Source organism: Pseudomonas sp. P867, from assembly GCF_019891455.1.
Taxonomy (GTDB): Bacteria; Pseudomonadota; Gammaproteobacteria; order Pseudomonadales; family Pseudomonadaceae; genus Aquipseudomonas; species Aquipseudomonas synxantha_A.
Genome location: NZ_JAFLXB010000002.1, coordinates 492,313 through 514,254, shown reverse-complemented (window position 1 = coordinate 514,254; position 21,942 = coordinate 492,313). Strand labels below are relative to the sequence as shown.

Here is a 21,942-nt window from a genome sequence, read left to right as displayed (position 1 = left end):
CTTCACTCCCGATGGTCGTGGGTCTGGGTGATACGGCCTTGTTCCACGTGGAACAAAGCGACTGGCGTTTCCGTCTGCCAGCCTTCCCTCAATAATTCGTGGTCTACACAGGTAATGAATACCTGGCAGCGTAAGTCTTCCAACAAGCGGCATAGCGAACGGCGGTGCTGCTCGTCGAGCTCCGACGGCAAGTCATCCACCAGATAAATACACTGACCGCGCCTTGCCTGGCTAACCAAGTGCCCTTGCGCAATACGCAGCGCACACACCACCAACTTCTGCTGGCCGCGGGACAAAATATCCGCAGCATTATGTGCACCTAATCTAAGGCGCAAATCAGCGCGTTGGGGGCCGGCCTGGGTGTGTCCGATTTGCTGATCCCGCTGCAGGGACGTCGCAAGCACAGCACTGAGCTCACGGTCTTTATCCCAACCTCGGTAGTAACTCAGCGTCAGCCCCTCGAGGTCCAACAACTCGCTCAAGGTCTGCTCAAAGACTGGTTTCAAGGCTTTGATATAGGCACGACGGTATTCATCTATTTCGTCGCTGGCCAGGCACAGCTCTCGGTCCCAGGCTGCTTGCGAAGCGGCGTCAAGTGTACCATGCCGCAGCCATGAGTTCCGCTGCCGCAGGGCCTTCTGCAGGCGCTGCCAAGTAGCCATGAAGCGGGGTTCCACGTGGAACACACCCCAATCGAGAAATTGGCGGCGGATTTTAGGTGCACCTTCCAACAGGCGGAAGCTGTCGGGGTTGATCAACTGCAACGGCAGGATTTCTGCCAGTTGCGCGGCACTGCGCGCATTTTGCCCGTCGATACGAATCTGAAACTCCCCGCCGCGATCGCGGGATATCCCCAGTGCGCTCTGACCACCCTCCGCCAACTCGACTTGGCCAAACACTGTACACGCCAACTGTTCGTACTGAATCACCGGCAACAGGCGGGCACTGCGGAAGGAACGGGCCAGCCCCAACAAGTGGATAGCTTCCAGCACACTGGTTTTGCCACTGCCGTTGGCGCCATGGAGGATATTGATGCGGGGGGAAGGGGAGAAGGTCACCGGGTGCAGATTACGCACCGCGGTGACAGAGACGCGACTAAGGGACATCTAGCTTCTGCTGAGCATGATTACAGGCGCATCGGCATGACAACGTAAGCCGAGTCGTCGTTATCGGATTCTTGCACCAGAGCGCTGCTGTTGGAGTCCGACAGGATCAGGCGAACCTGTTCGGTAGTCATGACGCCCAGCACGTCCAACAGGTAGCTCACGTTAAAGCCGATTTCCAGAGAGCCGCCGTTGTAGTCGACGCCCACTTCTTCTTCTGCCTCTTCCTGCTCCGGGTTGTTGGCCTGGATTTTCAATTGGCCGTTGGCCAATTGCAGGCGAATACCACGGTACTTTTCGTTCGACAGAATCGCAGTACGGCTGAACGCTTCACGCAAGGCCTGGCGATCGCCAATCACCAGCTTGTCGCCACCTTTAGGCAACACACGCTCGTAATCCGGGAACTTGCCGTCAACCAATTTGGAGGTGAAGGTGAACTCACCAGTGGTCGCGCGGATATGGTGCTGACCCAACACGATGCTGACATTGCCGTCCGGCTCGGTGAGCAAACGCGCCAACTCAAGGATACCTTTGCGCGGAACGATCACTTGGTGACGATCAGGCTGGCCGATATCGGCACGCATCGAGCACATCGCCAGACGGTGACCGTCAGTGGCAACCGCACGAATGATGCCTTCGGATACTTCCAGCAACATGCCGTTAAGGTAGTAGCGCACGTCCTGCTGGGCCATGGCGAAGCTGGTGCGCTCGATCAAGCGACGCAGCTTGCTTTGCTCCAGGCTGCACGTCAGCGAGCCTGGCCCTTCTTCCACGGTTGGGAAGTCATTGGCCGGCAAGGTCGACAGAGTGAACCGGCTACGGCCAGCCTTGACCACCAATTTTTGCTCATCGACCTTGATGTCAATCAGCGCATCGTTGGGCAGGCTTTTGCAGATGTCCATCAGCTTGCGCGCCGGCACAGTGATTTCGCCGGGTTCGGCGGGCTCTTCAAGCTGCACACGACCAACCAGCTCGACTTCCAGGTCGGTACCGGTCAAGGACAACTGCTGGCCTTCGACCACCAGTAATACGTTGGAGAGCACCGGCAAGGTCTGTCGGCGCTCGACGACGCCTGCGACCAGTTGCAGGGGTTTCAACAGGGCTTCGCGTTGAATGGTGAAATGCATGGTCTAGTCCCTTGCCTTAATAAGCTGCGCTGGTGTCATCACGTAGTCAGTGTACGCAGCAGGTTCTTGTAGTCCTCGCGAATATCCGCGTCGGATTCCTTAAGTTCGTTGATTTTGCGGCAGGCGTGCAAGACCGTGGTGTGGTCGCGACCGCCAAACACATCGCCGATTTCCGGCAGGCTGTGGTTGGTCAGCTCCTTGGAGAGAGCCATAGCCACCTGACGCGGGCGTGCAACCGAGCGCGAACGGCGCTTGGACAGCAGGTCGGAAATCTTGATCTTGTAGTACTCGGCCACGGTGCGCTGGATGTTATCCACACTCACCAACTTGTCCTGCAGGGCCAACAAGTCTTTCAGGGATTCGCGAATCAACTCGATGGTGATATCACGGCCCATGAAGTGCGAGTGAGCGATGACCCGCTTGAGCGCGCCCTCCAGCTCACGCACGTTGGAGCGAATGCGTTGGGCAATAAAGAAGGCAGCGTCGTGAGGCAGATCAACCTTTGCCTGATCGGCCTTCTTCATCAGGATCGCAACCCGGGTTTCCAGCTCCGGCGGTTCCACCGCAACGGTCAGGCCCCAGCCGAAACGCGACTTCAGGCGCTCTTCCAAGCCTTCAATTTCTTTCGGGTAACGGTCACTGGTCAAGATGACCTGCTGGCCACCTTCGAGCAGGGCGTTGAAGGTGTGGAAAAACTCTTCCTGGGAACGTTCCTTGCGAGCGAAGAACTGAATGTCATCGATCAGCAAAGCATCAACGGAGCGGTAGAAACGCTTGAACTCGTTGATCGCATTGAGCTGCAGGGCCTTGACCATGTCAGCCACGAAGCGCTCCGAATGCAGGTACACGACCTTGGCGTTCGGGTTCTTCTTTAATAGGTGGTTACCTACGGCGTGCATCAAGTGCGTCTTACCCAAGCCAACGCCACCATAAAGGAAGAGCGGGTTGTAACCGTGCTTGGGGTTATCGGCGACTTGCCAGGCAGCTGCACGGGCCAGCTGGTTGGACTTGCCCTCGACGAAGTTCTCGAAGGTGAAGGTGCGGTTCAGATAACTGGTGTGCTTGAGCCCACCCTCAACCTGCACAGTGCGCTGTTCGGCACGAACGGGAGCCTGCTGGGAGCTGGCGCCTGCCATCGGATCGAAGCTGTCGCGAGACGGTTCTTCATGCTCTGGCGCATTTTTTTGCGCAGAGGATTTGGACGACGTTGCAGCAGGTGCAGTAGAAGCAGCAACCGGTGCCGCTGCCGCCTGGGCTTGCGATGCCGCTGCAGCCAAAGGCGCGTTTGGCGCAGCACGGGGTGCTGAGCTACGTTTGCTGCCTATTAATAAGGAGAGCACGGGCGCGAGGCCATTGCCATGTTCATCGAGCAATTCGAGAACGCGGCTCAGGTACTTCTCATTGACCCAGTCGAGAACAAAACGATTGGGTGCGTAGACACGCAACTCGTCGCCTTCGGCTTCGACCTGTAGCGGACGGATCCAGGTGTTGAATTGCTGGGCAGGCAGCTCATCGCGCAAAAGCTCCACGCACTGCTGCCAAAGTTCCACTGACACGGATATCCCCTAAGTTGAAAGCCGGTGAGGCAAAAACAGCCGCCATTGTAGCGACCAGACGCCCACTTATCCACATGTAGGTTGCTCACAGGGCACCCAAAATCAATGTGTTAACCGCAGAAAAGGCGACCAATGGTCTGTGCATAAGCTCTGTGGATAAGCCACCCTGAGCTCGTTGCACAAGTGGGGGCAAAAGTCTGTGGGTAACCGGCCTGTGGATAACAACCCATTCCACGCACAGCTTATCCGATAGCGCAGCACAGGCAGAGCACTGCTTCTCCCCCGTGTTGTCATTCTCTGTACAGCACGCAGAATAAGGGCTAAAGGCAGTTATCCACAGATGATCGCCTGGCTAGCTTTTATAAGCTTTACAGAAAAGCTTTAAATAACTTCCTTCTTTATTTTTATATCTATGGCATGGCGGATGAAAGCAGAACGGCTCGGAAGGCGGCAAAGATCTAATTGAAGGAAAAGCTGGTTGGAAATTGACCTAGAGGCTTGCTTTCTCTAGAATCGCCGGTCTCTTAAAACGGGGGCCATTCCGGCCCGTTGTGGACGAACCAGGTAACAACGCCATGAAACGTACTTTCCAACCAAGCACCATCAAACGCGCCCGTACTCACGGCTTCCGTGCTCGCATGGCTACCAAGAACGGCCGTGCTGTCCTGTCGCGTCGCCGCGCCAAAGGTCGTGCGCGTCTGGCAGTTTGATAATCCGGTACTGGTGGTGAGTCAGGACTTCAGTCGGGAAAAGCGTCTGCTTACCCCCCGGCATTTCAAGGCAGTCTTTGACTCCCCCACCGGCAAGGTTCCGGGGAAAAATCTCCTGCTCCTTGCGCGTAACAACGATCTTGATCACCCCCGTCTCGGGCTGGTGATTGGCAAGAAGAGCGTCAAGCTCTCCGTTGAGCGCAATCGCCTCAAGCGTCTGATGCGCGAATCGTTTCGCCTCCACCAGGACACTCTGGTTGGTTGGGATATTGTTATCGTCGCGCGCAAAGGCTTGGGTGATGTAGAAAACCCCGAATTGATTCAGCATTTCGGCAAGCTCTGGAAACGTTTGGCTCGTACCCACAAGCCAGCACCAGCAGTCAGCACCGAAACTGTAGGGGTAGACAGCCTTGATGCGTAAACTGGCAATCGTTCCGATCCAGTTTTATCGCTATGCCATTAGTCCTCTGATGGCCAGCCACTGTCGTTTCTACCCCAGTTGTTCCTGCTACGCGTTAGAGGCCATAGAAAATCATGGTCTTCTGCGCGGTGGCTGGCTGACCTTTCGTCGTTTAGGTCGCTGTCATCCGTGGAATCCCGGTGGTTATGACCCGGTTCCACCTATCCCTACCTCCCGTTCTTCTTCGATGGCCGAGTAATCATGGATATTAAACGCACAATCCTGATCGTCGCCCTGGCAATCGTGTCCTATGTCATGGTCCTTAAATGGAACCAGGACTACGGCCAGGCTGCCCTGCCGACTCAGAATGTTGCTACCAATCAGGCTGCGCCGGCTATTCCGGACACCCCGCTGGGTAACAATGCGTCCGCGAGTGCCGATGTTCCCAGCGCGAATGGCGAGACAAGTGCCCCGTTAGAAACGCCAGTGGTCACCAACAAAGACCTCATCCACGTGAAAACGGATGTGCTCGACCTGGCTATCGACCCACAAGGTGGTGATATTGCACAGCTGAAGCTGCCGCTTTATCCACGTCGCCAGGATCATCCGGATGTTCCGTTCCAGCTGTTCGATAACGGCGGTGAACGTACTTATCTGGCGCAAAGCGGCCTGACCGGCACCAATGGTCCGGATGCACGTGCTACCGGTCGTCCGGTTTATTCGACCGAGCAAAAGACTTATCAACTGGCAGACGGCCAGAACCAGTTGAACGTCGACCTGAAATTCAGCCTCGACGGCGTCAACTACATCAAGCGTTTCAGCTTTACCCGTGGTTTGTACGATCTGAAGGTCACTTACCTGATCGACAACACCAGCGACAAAGCCTGGAGTGGCAACCTGTTTGCCCAGCTCAAGCGTGACGCCAGTTCCGATCCGTCTTCCAGCACCGCCACCGGCACCGCGACTTACCTGGGCGCCGCCCTGTGGACAAGTAACGAGCCGTACAAAAAAGTGTCGATGAAAGATATCGACAAGGGCGCGCTGAAAGAAACCGTCCAGGGTGGCTGGGTAGCGTGGCTGCAGCACTACTTCGTGACCGCCTGGATTCCGAACAAGGGTGACGCGAACCTGGTTCAAACCCGCAAGGACAGCCAGGGCAACTACATCATTGGGTTCACTGGCCCGGCGTTGACCGTCGCTCCAGGTGCCAAGGCTGAAACCAGCGCTACCCTGTACGCCGGTCCTAAAAGCCAGGCCGTATTGAAAGAGTTGTCCCCAGGTCTGGAACTGACTGTGGATTACGGCTTCCTGTGGTTCATTGCCCAGCCGATCTTCTGGCTGTTGCAACATATCCACAGCATCGTCGGCAACTGGGGCTGGTCGATCATCTTCCTGACCATGCTGATCAAGGGGATCTTCTTCCCACTGTCGGCAGCCAGCTACAAGTCGATGGCGCGTATGCGTGCCGTTGCCCCGAAACTGGCGGCACTGAAAGAACAACATGGCGATGACCGGCAGAAAATGTCGCAGGCCATGATGGAGCTGTACAAGAAAGAGAAGATCAACCCGCTGGGTGGATGCTTGCCTATTCTGGTACAGATGCCGGTGTTCCTGTCGCTGTACTGGGTACTGCTGGAAAGCGTGGAAATGCGCCAAGCGCCGTTCATGCTGTGGATAACTGACCTGTCGATCAAGGACCCGTTCTTTATCCTGCCGATAATCATGGGCGCGACCATGTTTATCCAGCAGCGTCTGAACCCAACCCCGCCGGATCCGATGCAGGCCAAGGTAATGAAAATGATGCCAATCATCTTCACCTTCTTCTTCCTGTGGTTCCCTGCTGGCTTGGTACTGTACTGGGTGGTCAACAACGTGTTGTCGATCTCTCAACAGTGGTACATCACACGTAAGATCGAAGCGGCTACCAAAAAAGCCGAGGCGTAATTTACTCTGTGGATAACCACTCAAGACGCCCCCTAGTGGGGCGTTTTGCTTTCCGTCACTTTTGTTCTGGAACCTGCTGATGAGCGCTCCTCGTGAAACCATCGCTGCTGTCGCCACCGCTCAGGGCCGAGGCGGAGTCGGTATCGTTCGAATTTCCGGCCCCTTGGCGGGCGTTGCGGCCATGGCAATCAGTGGCCGAGAGCTGAAACCCCGTTATGCCCATTACGGCCAGTTTCTGGATGCTGACCAAAGCGTATTGGACGAGGGCTTGGCGATCTATTTTCCGGGACCAAACTCTTTCACCGGTGAAGACGTCCTGGAATTACAGGGGCACGGTGGTCCTGTGGTCCTGGATATGCTCCTGCAGCGTTGCTTGCAACTGGGTTGCCGCTTGGCACGGCCTGGGGAATTCAGCGAACGGGCATTTCTGAACGACAAGCTCGATTTGGCCCAAGCCGAAGCGATTGCGGATTTGATCGAAGCCAGTTCTGCACAGGCTGCACGTAACGCTTTGCGCTCATTGCAGGGGGCTTTTTCCCTGCGTGTGCATAACTTGACCGAGCAATTGATCAGCCTGCGTATTTACGTCGAAGCGGCGATTGATTTTCCCGAAGAAGAAATCGACTTCCTCGCGGATGGCCATGTGTTGGCGATGTTGGATAAGGTCCGTGAGGAATTATCCACAGTGCTGCGTGAAGCCGGGCAGGGAGCCTTGCTGCGCGATGGTATGACGGTGGTGATTGCCGGGCGGCCCAATGCCGGTAAATCCAGCCTGCTCAACGCCCTGGCAGGGCGCGAGGCGGCGATCGTCACCGAGATTGCCGGCACTACCCGGGATATCTTGCGCGAACATATCCACATCGACGGCATGCCGCTTCACGTCGTCGACACTGCCGGGCTGCGCGACACCGACGACCAGGTGGAAAAAATTGGTGTGGAACGCGCGCTCAAGGCTATCGGGGAAGCCGATCGTGTGTTGTTGGTCGTCGATGCCACGGCACCGGAAGCTGTGGATCCTTTTGCGCTGTGGCCAGAATTCCTTGAGCAACGGCCTGACCCGGCCAAAGTCACCTTGATTCGTAACAAGGCCGACCTGACGGGTGAAGCGATTGCCCTGCAAACCAGTGAGGATGGCCATGTCACTATCAGCCTGAGCGCCAAAGCGGCAGGTGACGGCCTGGAATTGCTGCGTGAGCATCTCAAGGCCTGCATGGGCTATGAACAGACCTCGGAAAGCAGCTTCAGTGCACGTCGCAGGCATCTTGAGGCACTGCGCCATGCCAGTGCCGCCTTGGAGCACGGCCGGGCGCAGCTGACCTTGGCGGGTGCTGGGGAGCTGCTGGCTGAAGATTTACGTCAAGCACAGCAACTGCTGGGAGAAATTACCGGCGCGTTCAGCTCGGACGATTTGCTGGGCAGGATCTTCTCCAGCTTCTGCATCGGTAAATAGACCTTCGTTGTCCACAGACAGGCCATTCGCGCCTGTCTGTTCAGCCCGTTTCAGGGCAACCCAATCCATTTTTTGACTGACCCGCCGAGCAATCGGTGTTTTTCCGTGCGCGCTATTCGCCTCGGCTGGTACTTTTCTGTGGATTAAACCCTGTGAGTAACCGCGCCTGTGCCCAGTTGATAACAGGGCTTGAAACCTGAGTAAAAACCCGCCTGTGGATAACCATCACTTTAATCCACAGGCTTAAAGCACTTATCCAAGGGCCTCATTGGCACATGACCACAGACTTTTGAATCGCTGTACACATTGAATATAAAGGGCTGTAGAGATCTATCCACAGAAAAGTTGCTCAGTAGAAATAAACATAAAAACAAAGATTTAATAAATTTCTCTCTTTTAATTTCTATTGTCTGTGATTCATCCACAGCTGGTTAAATTTTGTGCAAAGGGTTCTTTAGGAAGGGCGAAGTCCCTATACTTGCCGCCATAGCTCCAAAACTCTTTCAACAGACAATTCCTGATTACCTACATAAGCAGGCACGAGGTGCGTGGTGGATTTCCCTTCCCGTTTTGAAGTGATCGTCATCGGCGGCGGTCATGCCGGTACCGAGGCAGCACTGGCGTCAGCACGCATGGGCGTAAAAACCCTGTTGCTTACGCACAACGTGGAAACCCTCGGTGCCATGAGTTGCAACCCCGCTATTGGCGGGATTGGCAAAAGCCATCTGGTCAAGGAAATCGATGCCCTTGGCGGTGTAATGGCGATGGCCACCGACAAAGGTGGTATTCAATTTCGCGTGCTAAACAGCCGTAAAGGCCCGGCCGTAAGGGCTACCCGAGCCCAGGCCGACCGCATCCTGTACAAGGCAGCGGTGCGCGAAACCCTGGAAAACCAGCCGAACCTGTGGATATTTCAGCAGGCTGCCGATGACCTGATCGTCGAGCAGGACCAGGTACGCGGTGTCGTCACGCAAATGGGTCTGCGTTTTCACGCGGATTCGGTAGTACTGACCACAGGGACGTTCCTCGGCGGACTTATCCACATCGGTATGCAAAATTATTCCGGTGGTCGCGCTGGTGATCCGCCGTCGATTGCCCTGGCAAAACGTCTGCGTGAACTGCCGCTGCGCGTCGGCCGCTTGAAAACCGGTACCCCGCCACGCATTGACGGGCGCTCTGTGGATTTCTCGGTGATGACCGAGCAAGCCGGCGATACGCCGATCCCGATGATGTCGTTCATGGGTTCCAAAGAACAGCACCCCAAACAGGTCAGTTGCTGGATTACCCACACCAACGCCCGTACCCACGAAATCATTGCCGCGAACCTTGATCGTTCGCCGATGTATTCCGGGGTAATCGAAGGCATTGGCCCGCGGTATTGCCCGTCGATCGAAGACAAGATCCACCGCTTTGCCGACAAGGAAAGCCACCAGGTCTTTATCGAACCCGAAGGCTTGACCACTCACGAGCTGTACCCCAACGGGATTTCCACCTCGCTGCCGTTCGATGTGCAGATCCAGATCGTGCAATCGATTCGCGGTATGGAAAATGCGCACATCGTGCGTCCCGGCTACGCCATTGAGTACGACTACTTCGACCCGCGTGATCTGAAATACAGCCTGGAAACCAAGGTGATCGGGGGGTTGTTCTTTGCTGGCCAAATCAACGGGACCACCGGTTACGAAGAAGCCGGCGCCCAAGGTTTGCTGGCCGGAACCAACGCGGCATTGCGTGCACAAGGCAAAGACAGCTGGTGCCCGCGTCGTGATGAAGCGTACATCGGCGTATTGGTCGATGACCTGATCACCCTGGGCACCCAGGAACCGTACCGCATGTTCACTTCCCGCGCGGAATACCGTCTGATCCTGCGCGAAGACAACGCCGATCTACGCCTGACTGAAAAAGGTCGCGAGTTGGGCTTGGTCGATGACGCGCGCTGGGCTGCCTTCTGCAAAAAACGTGAAAGCATTGCGCTTGAAGAGCAACGCCTGAAAAGTACCTGGGTTCGCCCAGGCACCGAGCAGGGCGACGCGATCGCGGAAAAATTCGGCACGCCGTTGACCCATGAGTACAACTTGCTCAACCTGCTTTCTCGTCCGGAAATCGACTACGCTGGTCTGGTTGAAGTGACAGGCCAGGGCGCAGAAGACCCACAAGTCGCCGAACAGGTGGAGATCAAGACCAAGTACGCCGGTTACATTGATCGCCAGCAGGACGAAATCGCTCGCCTGCGCGCCAGTGAAGATACCAAGTTACCTGTGGATATCGACTACACCGGGATTTCCGGGCTGTCGAAAGAAATTCAAAGCAAGCTGGGGATAACTCGGCCTGAAACACTCGGGCAGGCTTCACGTATCCCTGGCGTGACCCCAGCAGCTATTTCGCTGTTGATGATTCATTTGAAAAAACGCGGCGCGGGCCGTCAGTTGGAGCAAAGCGCTTGAGTTCGTTGGTCACCTCGCAACACGCCGAAGAGTTATCCACAGGGGCGCGCCAGTTGGGCGTAGCGTTGACCGAGGTCCAGCATGAGTTACTGCTGGGCTACCTGGCCCTGTTGATCAAATGGAACAAGGCCTACAACCTGACCGCAGTGCGTGATCCAGACGAAATGGTCTCGCGCCATCTGCTCGATAGTCTCAGTGTGATGCCGTTCATCGAAAACGGTCGCTGGCTGGATGTCGGCAGCGGCGGCGGGATGCCTGGTATTCCGCTGGCCATCCTGTTTCCCGAGTCGCAAGTGACCTGCCTGGACAGCAACGGCAAGAAAACCCGCTTCCTGACCCAGGTCAAACTCGAACTCAAGCTGGACAACCTGCACGTTATCCACAGTCGCGTCGAAGCCTTTACGCCTGAACAGCCTTTCCACGGAATTGTTTCCCGGGCGTTCAGCAGCATGGAGAACTTCAGCAACTGGACTCGCCATCTAGGCGATCGCGACACGCGCTGGCTGGCAATGAAGGGCGTCCATCCAAGCGACGAGCTGTTAGCATTGCCGGCAGACTTCCACCTCGATAGCGAACACGCCTTGGCCGTCCCCGGTTGCCAAGGCCAACGCCATCTGCTGATACTGCGCCGCACGGCATGATTGGGAACACAAGCAAGAATGGCTAAGGTATTCGCGATTGCGAACCAGAAAGGTGGTGTGGGTAAAACCACCACCTGTATCAACCTCGCAGCATCCCTGGTCGCCACCAAGCGTCGGGTGCTGTTGATCGATCTCGATCCACAGGGCAACGCCACCATGGGTAGCGGTGTGGATAAACACGGCCTTGAAAACTCGGTCTACGATTTGCTGATTGGTGAATGTGACCTGGCCCAGGCCATGCACTATTCCGAGCACGGTGGTTACCAACTGCTGCCGGCCAACCGCGATTTGACCGCGGCGGAAGTGGTGTTGCTGGAAATGCAGATGAAAGAAAGCCGTCTGCGCAGCGCCTTGGCACCTATCCGCGAGAATTACGACTACATTTTGATCGACTGCCCGCCGTCGCTGTCGATGCTCACACTCAACGCGCTGGTTGCCGCCGATGGGGTGATTATCCCCATGCAGTGCGAGTACTTCGCCCTTGAGGGCTTGAGCGACCTTGTGGATAACATCAAGCGTATCGCCGAGTTGCTCAACCCGAACCTGAAAGTCGAAGGCCTGCTGCGGACCATGTATGACCCGCGCCTGAGCCTGATGAACGATGTCTCGGCGCAGCTCAAGGAACATTTTGGCGATCAGTTGTACGACACCGTGATTCCACGCAACATCCGCCTGGCCGAAGCACCAAGCTATGGCATGCCCGCGCTGGCGTACGATAAATCCTCGCGTGGTGCCATTGCCTACCTGGCGCTGGCTGGCGAGATGGTTCGTCGTCAACGCCGCAATTCACGCACCGCTGCAGCCCAGCCAACTTAAGGAATCCCCATGGCCGTCAAGAAACGAGGTCTCGGACGTGGACTGGATGCACTCCTTAGTGGTCCGACCGTCACATCGCTTGAAGAACAAGCGGTGCAGGCCGACGAGCGCGAGCTGCAGCACTTGCCCCTGGACCTGATCCAGCGCGGCAAATACCAGCCACGCCGGGACATGGATCCCCAGGCGCTGGAAGAACTGGCCAACTCGATCAAAGCCCAGGGCGTGATGCAACCGATTGTGGTGCGCCCAATTGGCAGTGGTCGCTTTGAGATCATCGCCGGTGAACGTCGCTGGCGCGCGAGCCAACAGGCTGGCAAGGAAACCATCCCGGCGATGGTGCGTGATGTGCCGGATGAAACTGCCATCGCCATGGCGTTGATCGAGAACATCCAGCGTGAGGACCTCAATCCGATCGAAGAAGCGATCGCATTGCAGCGTTTGCAGCAGGAATTTCAGCTTACCCAGCAACAAGTGGCCGAGGCGGTCGGAAAATCCCGTGTCACGGTTTCCAACTTGCTGCGTCTGATCGCCTTGCCGGAAGTCATCAAGACCATGTTGTCCCATGGCGATCTGGAAATGGGCCACGCTCGCGCTTTGCTGGGTTTGCCGGAAAATCAACAGGTTGAAGGGGCGCGACACGTTGTCGCACGAGGGCTCACCGTTCGTCAGACCGAGGCCCTGGTTCGCCAGTGGCTCAGCGGTAAACCTGCACCGGTTGAAACCGCCAAACCTGATCCGGATATCGCGCGCCTCGAGCAGCGCCTGGCCGAGCGGCTAGGCTCTGCGGTGCAAATTCGCCACGGCAAGAAGGGCAAAGGGCAACTGGTCATCGGATATAACTCTCTCGATGAGCTTCAGGGCGTCCTTGCCCACATCCGCTGAAACATTTGCTTATGTAGCGCGTGATCGGAAATCACTACCCGACAGTTGAATAGGGGCAGAACCGCCCCTATACTCTGCGCGCATTTTGTCGGCACAAATTATGCCAAGTTATTGATTTCCGGCAGCCGACCATTGAGGAGCAAGAGTGATGGAAACCCGCACGCCAAACACGTTGCCGTTCCATCGCTTGGCTGTTTTTCCGGTTTTGTTGGCTCAATTTGTCATTTTGCTGATCGCCGCTTTGGCGCTTTGGTACTGGCATGGAGTCGTAGCCGGATATTCAGGACTCTGCGGAGGCCTGATAGCCTTGCTGCCCAATATGTATTTTGCTCACAGGGCCTTTCGGTTTTCCGGCGCCCGAGCAGCCCAGGCTATCGTGCGGTCTTTTTATGCCGGCGAAGCAGGGAAACTGATTTTGACGGCAGTGCTGTTTGCACTGACCTTTGCAGGTGTGAAGCCATTGGCGCCGCTGGCTGTATTCGGCGTCTTCGTGTTGACCCAACTGGTCAGCTGGTTCGCTCCCCTGCTAATGAAAACAAGACTTTCGAAACCTTAGGGCGTTTGAGGCAACCATGGCAGAAACAACCGCTTCGGGCTATATCCAGCACCACTTGCAGAACCTGACCTTCGGTCAGCTTCCTAATGGCGGCTGGGGCTTTGCCCACACCGCAGCAGAAGCCAAAGAAATGGGTTTCTGGGCTTTCCACCTGGATACTCTGGGTTGGTCGGTCGCATTGGGTCTGATCTTCGTCCTGATTTTCCGCATGGCGGCAAAGAAGGCGACTTCCGGTCAGCCAGGTGCTTTGCAGAACTTCGTTGAAGTATTGGTCGAATTCGTCGATGGCAGCGTGAAAGACAGCTTCCATGGCCGTAGCCCGGTGATTGCACCGTTGGCACTGACCATCTTCGTCTGGGTATTCCTGATGAACGCCGTCGACCTGATCCCGGTGGACTGGATCCCTCAGTTGGCCATGGCGATCTCCGGCGATCCGCACATCCCATTCCGTGCCGTATCCACCACTGACCCGAACGCTACCCTGGGCATGGCCCTGTCGGTGTTCGCGTTGATCATTTTCTACAGCATCAAGGTCAAGGGCATCGGCGGCTTCATCGGCGAACTGACCCTGCACCCGTTCGGCAGCAAGAACATCTTCGTTCAAGCCCTGCTGATCCCGGTGAACTTCCTGCTGGAATTCGTGACCCTGATCGCCAAGCCGATTTCCCTGGCTCTGCGACTGTTCGGCAACATGTATGCCGGCGAGCTGGTGTTCATTCTGATCGCTGTGATGTTCGGCAGCGGTCTGCTGTGGCTTAGCGGCCTGGGCGTAGTACTGCAGTGGGCGTGGGCTGTGTTCCACATCCTGATCATTACCCTGCAGGCCTTCATCTTCATGATGCTGACCATCGTCTATCTGTCGATGGCGCACGAAGAGAACCATTAAGACCAGTCTCGACTAGTCTGATGTCCTTCCCGGTCAAACGGGAAGGTGGCCCAACAGGGCTATGAAACGATTTGTTTTACCGCTTTAAAATCTAAAAAACCTAAACCATACGACGTAAAAGTCGGGAGGAAAGATGGAAACTGTAGTTGGTCTAACCGCTATCGCTGTTGCACTGTTGATCGGCCTGGGCGCCCTGGGTACTGCCATTGGTTTCGGCCTGCTGGGCGGCAAATTCCTGGAAGGCGCAGCGCGTCAGCCAGAAATGGTCCCAATGCTGCAAGTTAAAATGTTCATCGTCGCCGGCCTGCTCGACGCCGTGACCATGATCGGCGTTGGTATCGCACTGTTCTTCACCTTCGCGAACCCCTTCGTTGGTCAACTCGCTGGCTAATCACTCGAATTTTCGAGTGATTGGGGTGATGGACAACGAATGAGCGAGGTGTTGGCGTGAACATTAATGCAACCCTGATTGGCCAATCCGTTGCGTTCTTCATTTTTGTAGTGTTTTGCATGAAGTTCGTGTGGCCTCCGGTCATCGCGGCTTTGCACGAACGTCAGAAGAAGATCGCGGATGGTTTGGACGCTGCCAGCCGTGCAGCTCGCGACCTGGAGTTGGCCCACGAGAAAGTGGGTCAGCAACTGCGCGAAGCTAAAGCACAGGCAGCCGAGATCATTGAGCAAGCCAAGAAACGCGGTAACCAGATCGTCGAAGAGGCTGTTGAAAAAGCCCGCGTCGAAGCTGACCGTGTGAAGGCTTCGGCTCATGCCGAGATCGAACAGGAACTGAACGGCGTCAAAGACGCGCTGCGTGCCCAACTGGGTGCTCTGGCGGTCGGCGGTGCTGAGAAGATCCTCGGTGCCACAATCGATCAAAACGCGCACGCGGAGCTGGTTAACAAACTGGCTGCTGAAATTTAAGCGAGGGCGATCATGGCAGAACTGACCACGTTGGCCCGACCTTACGCTAAGGCAGCCTTCGAGCACGCCCAGGCCCACCAGCAGCTGGCCTCTTGGTCAGCCATGCTCGGCCTGGCTGCAGCAGTGTCGCAAGACGACACCATGCAGCGCGTGCTCAAGGCCCCGCGCCTGACGAGCGCAGACAAGGCCGCCACTTTTATTGAAGTGTGCGGCGACAAGTTTGATGTGAAGGTGCAGAACTTCATCCACGTCATTGCCGAAAACGACCGTCTCCCGCTATTGCCGGAGATCGCCGCTCTGTTCGACCTGTACAAGGCCGAAGCAGAGAAATCGGTAGACGTTGAAGTGACCAGTGCTTTCGCATTGAACCAAGAACAGCAAGACAAACTCGCCAAGGTTCTCAGTGCACGACTCAATCGGGAAGTGCGCCTGCAAGCTTCGGAGGACGCATCCCTGATTGGTGGTGTTGTTATCCGTGCCGGCGACCTGGTTATCGATGGCTCGATTCGCGGCAAAATCGCGAAACTTGCCGAAGCATTGAAATCTTGAGTTTGAAGGGGCAGCAGAGCAATGCAGCAACTCAATCCTTCCGAAATAAGTGAAATTATCAAGGGCCGCATCGACAAGCTCGATGTGACCTCCCAAGCCCGTAACGAAGGCACTGTCGTCAGCGTATCTGACGGCATCGTGCGGATTCACGGTCTGGCCGACGTAATGTACGGCGAGATGATCGAGTTTCCGGGCGGCGTCTACGGTATGGCCCTCAACCTGGAGCAAGACTCCGTAGGTGCCGTTGTATTGGGCGCGTACACCAGTCTGGCTGAAGGCATGAGCGCCAAGTGCACAGGCCGCATCCTGGAAGTTCCGGTTGGTAAGGAACTGCTGGGTCGCGTAGTCGACGCACTGGGTAACCCTGTTGACGGTAAAGGTCCACTGGGCAACACCGAGACCGATGCGGTCGAGAAAGTTGCTCCAGGCGTGATCTGGCGTAAGTCGGTAGACCAGCCTGTACAGACTGGCTACAAGGCTGTCGACGCCATGATCCCGGTCGGCCGTGGCCAGCGTGAGCTGATCATCGGTGACCGTCAGATCGGTAAAACCGCTCTGGCGATCGACGCGATCATCAACCAGAAAGACAGCGGCATTTTCTGCGTCTACGTAGCCATCGGTCAGAAGCAATCGACCATCGCCAACGTGGTTCGCAAGCTGGAAGAAAACGGCGCCCTGGCCAACACGATCATCGTGGCTGCCAGTGCTTCGGAATCTCCTGCGCTGCAATTCCTGGCACCGTACTCCGGTTGCACCATGGGTGAATTCTTCCGCGACCGCGGTGAAGACGCGCTGATCGTTTATGACGATCTGTCCAAGCAAGCAGTGGCTTACCGCCAGATTTCCCTGCTGCTGCGCCGTCCACCAGGCCGTGAAGCCTACCCAGGCGACGTGTTCTATCTCCACTCCCGTCTGCTGGAGCGCGCTTCCCGCGTTTCGGAAGAATACGTAGAGAAGTTCACCAACGGCGCAGTGACCGGCAAAACCGGTTCCCTGACCGCACTGCCGATCATCGAAACCCAGGCTGGCGACGTTTCCGCGTTCGTTCCGACCAACGTGATTTCCATCACTGACGGTCAGATCTTCCTGGAATCGGCCATGTTCAACTCCGGGATCCGTCCTGCTGTGAACGCCGGTGTTTCGGTATCCCGTGTGGGTGGTGCCGCTCAGACCAAGATCATCAAGAAGCTCTCCGGTGGTATCCGTACCGCTCTGGCTCAGTACCGTGAACTGGCGGCATTCGCCCAGTTCGCTTCTGACCTGGACGAAGCGACCCGTAAGCAACTTGAGCATGGTCAGCGCGTTACCGAGCTGATGAAGCAGAAGCAATACGCCCCAATGTCGATCGCTGACATGGCGTTGTCGCTGTATGCCGCTGAGCGTGGGTTCCTGACCGACGTTGAAATCGCCAAGGTCGGAAGCTTTGAACAAGCGCTGATTGCTTACTTCAACCGCGATCACGCCGAATTGATGGCGAAGATCAACGTGAAGGGTGACTTCAATGACGATATCGACGCTGGCATGAAAGCCGGTATCGAGAAGTTCAAGGCCACCCAAACCTGGTAAGCCGCAGCGGGAGCCGCAAGGCTCCCGCTTGCTAACCTGATAGGTGTTACATGGCAGGCGCAAAAGAGATTCGCAGTAAGATTGCGAGCATCAAAAGCACGCAAAAAATTACCAGCGCCATGGAAAAAGTGGCGGTCAGCAAAATGCGCAAGGCACAAATGCGCATGGCTGCTAGCCGTCCTTATGCGGAGCGTATCCGCCAGGTAATTGGGCATCTGGCCAACGCCAACCCGGAATACCGCCACCCGTTCATGATCGAGCGCGCCGTCAAGCGTGCAGGTTATGTGGTAGTGAGCAGTGACCGTGGTTTGTGCGGTGGTCTGAATACCAACCTGTTCAAGGCCCTGGTCAAGGACATGGCGGTAAACCGCGAAAACGGCGTCGAGATCGATCTGTGTGTGGTGGGTAGCAAGGGTGCGGCCTTTTTCCGCAACTTCGGCGGTAACGTCGTTGCAGCTATCAGCCATCTGGGTGAAGAGCCGTCGATCAATGATTTGATCGGCAGTGTGAAGGTGATGCTGGATGCGTACCTGGAAGGCCGTATTGACCGCCTTTCCGTGGTATCCAACAAGTTCATCAACACCATGACCCAGCAGCCAACCGTGGAGCAATTGATTCCACTGGTGGCGACTCCGGATCAGGAACTCAAGCACCACTGGGACTACCTCTACGAACCAGACGCCAAAGAGCTGCTTGATGGCTTGATGGTGCGCTACGTGGAGTCGCAGGTGTACCAGGCGGTGGTCGAGAACAACGCAGCTGAACAAGCGGCGCGGATGATCGCGATGAAAAACGCTACCGATAACGCCGGTGATCTGATCAGCGATTTGCAGCTGATCTACAACAAGGCGCGTCAGGCTGCGATCACCCAAGAGATCTCGGAAATCGTCGGCGGCGCTGCCGCGGTTTAACGGTTCAAATATTCAGAGGATCCAGCTATGAGTAGCGGACGTATCGTTCAAATCATCGGCGCCGTTATCGACGTGGAATTTCCACGCGACAGCGTACCGAGCATCTACAACGCGCTGAAAGTACAAGGCGCGGAAACTACCCTGGAAGTTCAGCAACAGCTGGGCGACGGCGTAGTTCGTACCATTGCGATGGGTTCCACCGAAGGCTTGAAGCGCGGTCTGGACGTTGTCGACACTGGCGCTGCCATCTCCGTACCGGTCGGTAAAGCGACCCTGGGCCGGATCATGGACGTACTGGGCAACCCGATCGACGAAGCTGGCCCGATCGCTACCGAAGAGCGCTGGGGCATTCACCGCGCAGCACCTTCGTTCGCAGAACAAGCGGGCGGCAACGACCTGCTGGAAACCGGCATCAAGGTTATCGACCTGGTTTGCCCGTTCGCCAAAGGCGGTAAAGTCGGTCTGTTCGGTGGTGCCGGTGTAGGCAAGACCGTAAACATGATGGAACTGATCCGTAACATCGCCATCGAGCACAGCGGTTATTCCGTGTTCGCCGGTGTGGGTGAGCGTACTCGTGAGGGTAACGACTTCTACCACGAGATGAAGGACTCCAACGTTCTGGACAAAGTGGCACTGGTTTACGGTCAGATGAACGAGCCGCCGGGAAACCGTCTGCGCGTAGCACTGACTGGCCTGACCATGGCCGAGAAGTTCCGTGACGAAGGTAACGACGTTCTGTTGTTCGTCGACAACATCTACCGTTATACCCTGGCCGGTACTGAAGTATCCGCACTGCTGGGCCGTATGCCTTCTGCAGTAGGTTACCAGCCGACCCTGGCTGAAGAGATGGGCGTTCTGCAAGAACGTATCACTTCGACCAAGGAAGGTTCGATCACCTCGATCCAAGCGGTATACGTACCTGCGGATGACTTGACCGACCCGTCGCCAGCCACCACCTTCGCCCACTTGGACGCCACCGTCGTTCTGTCCCGTGACATCGCTTCCCTGGGTATCTACCCAGCGGTCGATCCACTCGACTCGACTTCGCGCCAGCTGGATCCGAACGTGATCGGCCAGGAGCACTACGACACCGCTCGCGGCGTTCAGTACGTGCTGCAGCGTTACAAAGAACTGAAGGACATCATTGCGATCCTGGGTATGGACGAGCTGTCGGAAGCCGACAAGCAGTTGGTAAACCGTGCTCGTAAGATCCAGCGTTTCTTGTCGCAGCCGTTCTTCGTGGCTGAAGTCTTCACCGGTGCCTCGGGTAAATACGTTTCCCTGAAAGACACCATTGCTGGCTTCAAAGGCATCCTCAACGGTGACTACGACCACCTGCCAGAACAAGCGTTCTACATGGTCGGCGGCATCGAAGAAGCGATCGAGAAAGCCAAGAAACTGTAATCCAGGCGCCCGGCAACGGGCGCTCATCAGGTTGAGGCAATCAGATGGCTATGACAGTCCATTGCGATATCGTCAGCGCGGAAGGGGAAATTTTCTCCGGTCTGGTCGAGTTTGTAACAGCGCACGGCGACTTGGGTGATCTTGGTATCGCCATGGGTCACGCCCCGCTGATCACAAGCTTGAAGCCAGGTCCGATCACTCTGACCAAGCAAGGCGGGGAAAAAGAGGTGTTCTACATCTCTGGTGGTTTCCTCGAGGTTCAGCCGAACATGGTCAAGGTACTTGCCGACACCGTGCAACGTGCTGGCGACCTGGATGAAGCCTCCGCTCAGGAAGCCGTCAAGGCTGCCGAGAAGGCCCTGAACGAAAAAGGCGCAGACTTCGACTACAGCGCTGCTGCAGTTCGTCTGGCCGAGGCTGCAGCTCAGCTGCGCACGCTCCAGCAGATCCGCAAGAAGTAAGCGGCCTTGCCGTTACACTTCATGCGTGATTGATTAAAAAGGGTGGCCTCGGCTACCCTTTTTCTTTTTTTGCAAAACACTTCTTTGGTCTGAACCCGGACCGCCCAGGATTGGTAGCCATTCATGTCTCTTGAAATCGTCATTCTCGCCGCAGGCCAGGGCACCCGTATGCGTTCAGCCCTGCCCAAGGTGCTGCACCCGGTCGCGGGTAACTCCATGCTGGGTCATGTTATCCACAGCGCCCGGCAATTGGACCCGCAACGTATTCATGTGGTGATTGGCCACGGTGCAGACGTGGTCCGTGAGCGTCTGGCTGCGGACGACTTGAATTTCGTATTGCAAGACAAGCAACTGGGCACCGGCCACGCTACCGCGCAAGCTGTGCCCTTCATTACCGCCGACACGGTGCTGATCCTCTATGGCGATGTACCGCTGATTGAAGTAGAAACCCTGCAACGACTGCTCAAGCACGTAGTGCCTGGCCAGATGGGCTTGCTCACCGTTGAGTTGGACGACCCTACCGGCTATGGCCGCATCGTGCGCAATGCCGACGGCAAGGTTGCCGCGATCGTCGAGCACAAGGACGCCAGTGAAGCCCAGCGCGCCATTACCGAAGGCAACACCGGCATTCTTGCCGTACCTGCCGATAAGCTGGGCGACTGGATGAGCCGTCTGTCCAACAACAATGCCCAGGGCGAGTACTACCTCACCGATGTCATTGAGATGGCCGTCAGCGATGGCCTGGTGGTCGCCACTGAGCAGCCCCACGACCCGATGGAAGTGCAGGGCGCCAACGACCGCAAGCAGCTTGCAGAGCTGGAGCGTCACTACCAGTTGCGTGAAGGCCTGCGTCTGATGGCCCAGGGCGTGACCCTGCGTGACCCGGCGCGTTTCGATGTGCGTGGCGACGTAACAGTAGGCCGCGACGTGCTGATCGATATCAACGTGATCCTCGAAGGCCGGGTGATCATTGAAGACAATGTGGTCATCGGCCCGAACTGCGTGATCAAGGACAGCACCTTGCGCAAAGGCGTGGTCGTCAAGGCCAACAGCCATGTCGACGGTGCCGTGATGGGTGAGGGCAGCGATGCGGGGCCGTTTGCGCGCTTGCGTCCAGGTAGCGAGCTGGGGGCCAAGGCCCATGTGGGTAACTTTGTCGAACTGAAAAACGCACACCTCGGCGAAGGTGCAAAAGTCGGTCACCTGACTTACCTGGGCGATGCCGTCATCGGCGCCCGCACCAACATTGGTGCCGGCACCATCACCTGCAACTATGACGGCGCCAACAAGTACCAGACGACGATTGGTGAAGATGTATTCATTGGCTCCAATAACTCGCTGGTTGCTCCCGTCTCCATTGGCGATGGTTCAAATACGGCGGCAGGCTCGACCATCAACCAGGATGTGGATAAGTCCCAGCTGGCGGTAGCCCGCGCCCGTCAACGCAATATCGACGGTTGGAAACGCCCGGTCAAAATCAAGAAGACCTGAGTTGTCCACAGCCTTGGCAGCGTCAAAACTCCAATGTGCGAGGGGGCTTGCTCCCGATAGCGGTGGACCAGTCAACTCATCAGGTGACTGACACACCGTCATCGGGGGCAAGCCCCCTCCCACATTT

The 21,942-nt window shown here is 56.6% G+C and carries 22 protein-coding genes; 19 read left to right on the top strand and 3 right to left on the bottom strand.

Going from position 1 to position 21,942, the window contains the following annotated elements; genetic code table 11:
- Window positions 1-2 precede the first annotated feature (2 nt).
- From recF to dnaA, 3 genes are read right to left on the bottom strand one after another with little or no spacing between them, the layout of a single operon-like run.
- Window positions 3-1,106, bottom strand: coding sequence for a DNA replication/repair protein RecF (gene recF / locus J1G33_RS05860; RefSeq protein ID WP_032878606.1), 1,104 nt, complete (start codon window positions 1,104-1,106; stop codon window positions 3-5).
- A gap of 20 nt (window positions 1,107-1,126) precedes the next feature.
- The gene (dnaN, locus tag J1G33_RS05855; RefSeq protein ID WP_005783345.1) at window positions 1,127-2,230 is read right to left on the bottom strand and encodes a DNA polymerase III subunit beta; all 1,104 of its coding nucleotides are present in this window, start codon (window positions 2,228-2,230) and stop codon (window positions 1,127-1,129) included.
- Window positions 2,231-2,268: 38 nt separating this feature from the next.
- Window positions 2,269-3,786, bottom strand: a complete 1,518-nt coding sequence (dnaA, locus tag J1G33_RS05850; protein ID WP_032878608.1) for a chromosomal replication initiator protein DnaA — start codon at window positions 3,784-3,786, stop codon at window positions 2,269-2,271.
- Window positions 3,787-4,361: 575 nt separating this feature from the next.
- Between dnaA and rpmH the strand changes: the two genes are divergently transcribed.
- The 19 genes from rpmH (at window position 4,362) to glmU (ending at window position 21,815) form a co-directional block, all read left to right on the top strand.
- The gene (rpmH, locus tag J1G33_RS05845; protein ID WP_003213577.1) at window positions 4,362-4,496 is read left to right on the top strand and encodes a 50S ribosomal protein L34; all 135 of its coding nucleotides are present in this window, start codon (window positions 4,362-4,364) and stop codon (window positions 4,494-4,496) included.
- Window positions 4,497-4,512: 16 nt separating this feature from the next.
- Complete coding sequence (gene rnpA / locus J1G33_RS05840; protein WP_003177079.1) at window positions 4,513-4,917, top strand: ribonuclease P protein component; 405 nt, start codon at window positions 4,513-4,515, stop codon at window positions 4,915-4,917.
- Complete coding sequence (yidD, locus tag J1G33_RS05835) at window positions 4,910-5,155, top strand: membrane protein insertion efficiency factor YidD (protein WP_019816912.1); 246 nt, start codon at window positions 4,910-4,912, stop codon at window positions 5,153-5,155. The genes rnpA and yidD overlap by 8 nt, the downstream gene beginning before the upstream one ends.
- Before the next feature lie 2 nt (window positions 5,156-5,157).
- The gene (yidC, locus tag J1G33_RS05830; RefSeq protein ID WP_223017802.1) at window positions 5,158-6,840 is read left to right on the top strand and encodes a membrane protein insertase YidC; all 1,683 of its coding nucleotides are present in this window, start codon (window positions 5,158-5,160) and stop codon (window positions 6,838-6,840) included.
- Between the two features lie 79 nt (window positions 6,841-6,919).
- The gene (mnmE, locus tag J1G33_RS05825; protein WP_032878611.1) at window positions 6,920-8,290 is read left to right on the top strand and encodes a tRNA uridine-5-carboxymethylaminomethyl(34) synthesis GTPase MnmE; all 1,371 of its coding nucleotides are present in this window, start codon (window positions 6,920-6,922) and stop codon (window positions 8,288-8,290) included.
- Between the two features lie 551 nt (window positions 8,291-8,841).
- The gene (gene mnmG / locus J1G33_RS05820) at window positions 8,842-10,734 is read left to right on the top strand and encodes a tRNA uridine-5-carboxymethylaminomethyl(34) synthesis enzyme MnmG (protein WP_223017801.1); all 1,893 of its coding nucleotides are present in this window, start codon (window positions 8,842-8,844) and stop codon (window positions 10,732-10,734) included.
- Window positions 10,731-11,375 (top strand): 16S rRNA (guanine(527)-N(7))-methyltransferase RsmG, encoded by a 645-nt coding sequence (gene rsmG / locus J1G33_RS05815; protein ID WP_032878612.1) that lies wholly within the window; start codon window positions 10,731-10,733, stop codon window positions 11,373-11,375. Before mnmG ends, rsmG begins: the two co-directional genes overlap by 4 nt.
- Before the next feature lie 18 nt (window positions 11,376-11,393).
- Complete coding sequence (locus tag J1G33_RS05810; RefSeq protein WP_005792605.1) at window positions 11,394-12,191, top strand: ParA family protein; 798 nt, start codon at window positions 11,394-11,396, stop codon at window positions 12,189-12,191.
- 9 nt (window positions 12,192-12,200) lie between these two features.
- Window positions 12,201-13,073: a ParB/RepB/Spo0J family partition protein gene (locus tag J1G33_RS05805; RefSeq protein WP_057701858.1), complete on the top strand. Its 873-nt coding sequence runs from the start codon at window positions 12,201-12,203 to the stop codon at window positions 13,071-13,073.
- A 148-nt stretch (window positions 13,074-13,221) separates the two neighbouring features.
- Window positions 13,222-13,629 (top strand): F0F1 ATP synthase subunit I, encoded by a 408-nt coding sequence (locus J1G33_RS05800; protein WP_010565865.1) that lies wholly within the window; start codon window positions 13,222-13,224, stop codon window positions 13,627-13,629.
- Window positions 13,630-13,645: 16 nt separating this feature from the next.
- A complete protein-coding gene (atpB, locus tag J1G33_RS05795) occupies window positions 13,646-14,515 on the top strand; it encodes a F0F1 ATP synthase subunit A (protein WP_003195886.1) in 870 nt (289 codons plus the stop codon).
- Window positions 14,516-14,648: 133 nt separating this feature from the next.
- Window positions 14,649-14,906 carry a F0F1 ATP synthase subunit C gene (gene atpE / locus J1G33_RS05790; protein WP_002555987.1) on the top strand — a complete coding sequence of 86 codons (258 nt, stop codon included), beginning with the start codon at window positions 14,649-14,651 and terminating at the stop codon, window positions 14,904-14,906.
- Between the two features lie 56 nt (window positions 14,907-14,962).
- The gene (locus tag J1G33_RS05785) at window positions 14,963-15,433 is read left to right on the top strand and encodes a F0F1 ATP synthase subunit B (RefSeq protein WP_003195835.1); all 471 of its coding nucleotides are present in this window, start codon (window positions 14,963-14,965) and stop codon (window positions 15,431-15,433) included.
- A 12-nt stretch (window positions 15,434-15,445) separates the two neighbouring features.
- Window positions 15,446-15,982: a F0F1 ATP synthase subunit delta gene (locus tag J1G33_RS05780; RefSeq protein WP_003195833.1), complete on the top strand. Its 537-nt coding sequence runs from the start codon at window positions 15,446-15,448 to the stop codon at window positions 15,980-15,982.
- Between the two features lie 21 nt (window positions 15,983-16,003).
- Entirely contained in the window at window positions 16,004-17,548 is a 1,545-nt protein-coding gene (gene atpA / locus J1G33_RS05775; RefSeq protein WP_003195831.1) for a F0F1 ATP synthase subunit alpha, read from the top strand.
- A 50-nt stretch (window positions 17,549-17,598) separates the two neighbouring features.
- On the top strand, window positions 17,599-18,459 hold the full coding sequence (gene atpG / locus J1G33_RS05770) for a F0F1 ATP synthase subunit gamma (protein ID WP_005792602.1): 861 nt from the start codon (window positions 17,599-17,601) through the stop codon (window positions 18,457-18,459).
- Between the two features lie 27 nt (window positions 18,460-18,486).
- Window positions 18,487-19,863, top strand: a complete 1,377-nt coding sequence (gene atpD, locus J1G33_RS05765; protein WP_003195827.1) for a F0F1 ATP synthase subunit beta — start codon at window positions 18,487-18,489, stop codon at window positions 19,861-19,863.
- Window positions 19,864-19,907: 44 nt separating this feature from the next.
- On the top strand, window positions 19,908-20,324 hold the full coding sequence (locus J1G33_RS05760; RefSeq protein ID WP_005792601.1) for a F0F1 ATP synthase subunit epsilon: 417 nt from the start codon (window positions 19,908-19,910) through the stop codon (window positions 20,322-20,324).
- A gap of 123 nt (window positions 20,325-20,447) precedes the next feature.
- Window positions 20,448-21,815 (top strand): bifunctional UDP-N-acetylglucosamine diphosphorylase/glucosamine-1-phosphate N-acetyltransferase GlmU, encoded by a 1,368-nt coding sequence (gene glmU / locus J1G33_RS05755; protein WP_223017800.1) that lies wholly within the window; start codon window positions 20,448-20,450, stop codon window positions 21,813-21,815.
- The last annotated feature ends 127 nt before the right edge of the window (window positions 21,816-21,942 follow it).

Coding starts and splice junctions, on each gene's coding strand:
- J1G33_RS05780 (WP_003195833.1), top strand. CDS start 15,446: ATGGCAGAACTGACCACGTTGGCCCGACCTTACGCTAAGGCAGCCTTC.
- atpA (WP_003195831.1), top strand. CDS start 16,004: ATGCAGCAACTCAATCCTTCCGAAATAAGTGAAATTATCAAGGGCCGC.
- atpB (WP_003195886.1), top strand. CDS start 13,646: ATGGCAGAAACAACCGCTTCGGGCTATATCCAGCACCACTTGCAGAAC.
- yidD (WP_019816912.1), top strand. CDS start 4,910: ATGCGTAAACTGGCAATCGTTCCGATCCAGTTTTATCGCTATGCCATT.
- J1G33_RS05810 (WP_005792605.1), top strand. CDS start 11,394: ATGGCTAAGGTATTCGCGATTGCGAACCAGAAAGGTGGTGTGGGTAAA.
- J1G33_RS05760 (WP_005792601.1), top strand. CDS start 19,908: ATGGCTATGACAGTCCATTGCGATATCGTCAGCGCGGAAGGGGAAATT.
- recF (WP_032878606.1), bottom strand. CDS start 1,106: ATGTCCCTTAGTCGCGTCTCTGTCACCGCGGTGCGTAATCTGCACCCG.
- J1G33_RS05805 (WP_057701858.1), top strand. CDS start 12,201: ATGGCCGTCAAGAAACGAGGTCTCGGACGTGGACTGGATGCACTCCTT.
- glmU (WP_223017800.1), top strand. CDS start 20,448: ATGTCTCTTGAAATCGTCATTCTCGCCGCAGGCCAGGGCACCCGTATG.
- dnaN (WP_005783345.1), bottom strand. CDS start 2,230: ATGCATTTCACCATTCAACGCGAAGCCCTGTTGAAACCCCTGCAACTG.
- mnmE (WP_032878611.1), top strand. CDS start 6,920: ATGAGCGCTCCTCGTGAAACCATCGCTGCTGTCGCCACCGCTCAGGGC.
- J1G33_RS05800 (WP_010565865.1), top strand. CDS start 13,222: ATGGAAACCCGCACGCCAAACACGTTGCCGTTCCATCGCTTGGCTGTT.
- atpE (WP_002555987.1), top strand. CDS start 14,649: ATGGAAACTGTAGTTGGTCTAACCGCTATCGCTGTTGCACTGTTGATC.
- yidC (WP_223017802.1), top strand. CDS start 5,158: ATGGATATTAAACGCACAATCCTGATCGTCGCCCTGGCAATCGTGTCC.
- atpG (WP_005792602.1), top strand. CDS start 17,599: ATGGCAGGCGCAAAAGAGATTCGCAGTAAGATTGCGAGCATCAAAAGC.
- atpD (WP_003195827.1), top strand. CDS start 18,487: ATGAGTAGCGGACGTATCGTTCAAATCATCGGCGCCGTTATCGACGTG.
- rpmH (WP_003213577.1), top strand. CDS start 4,362: ATGAAACGTACTTTCCAACCAAGCACCATCAAACGCGCCCGTACTCAC.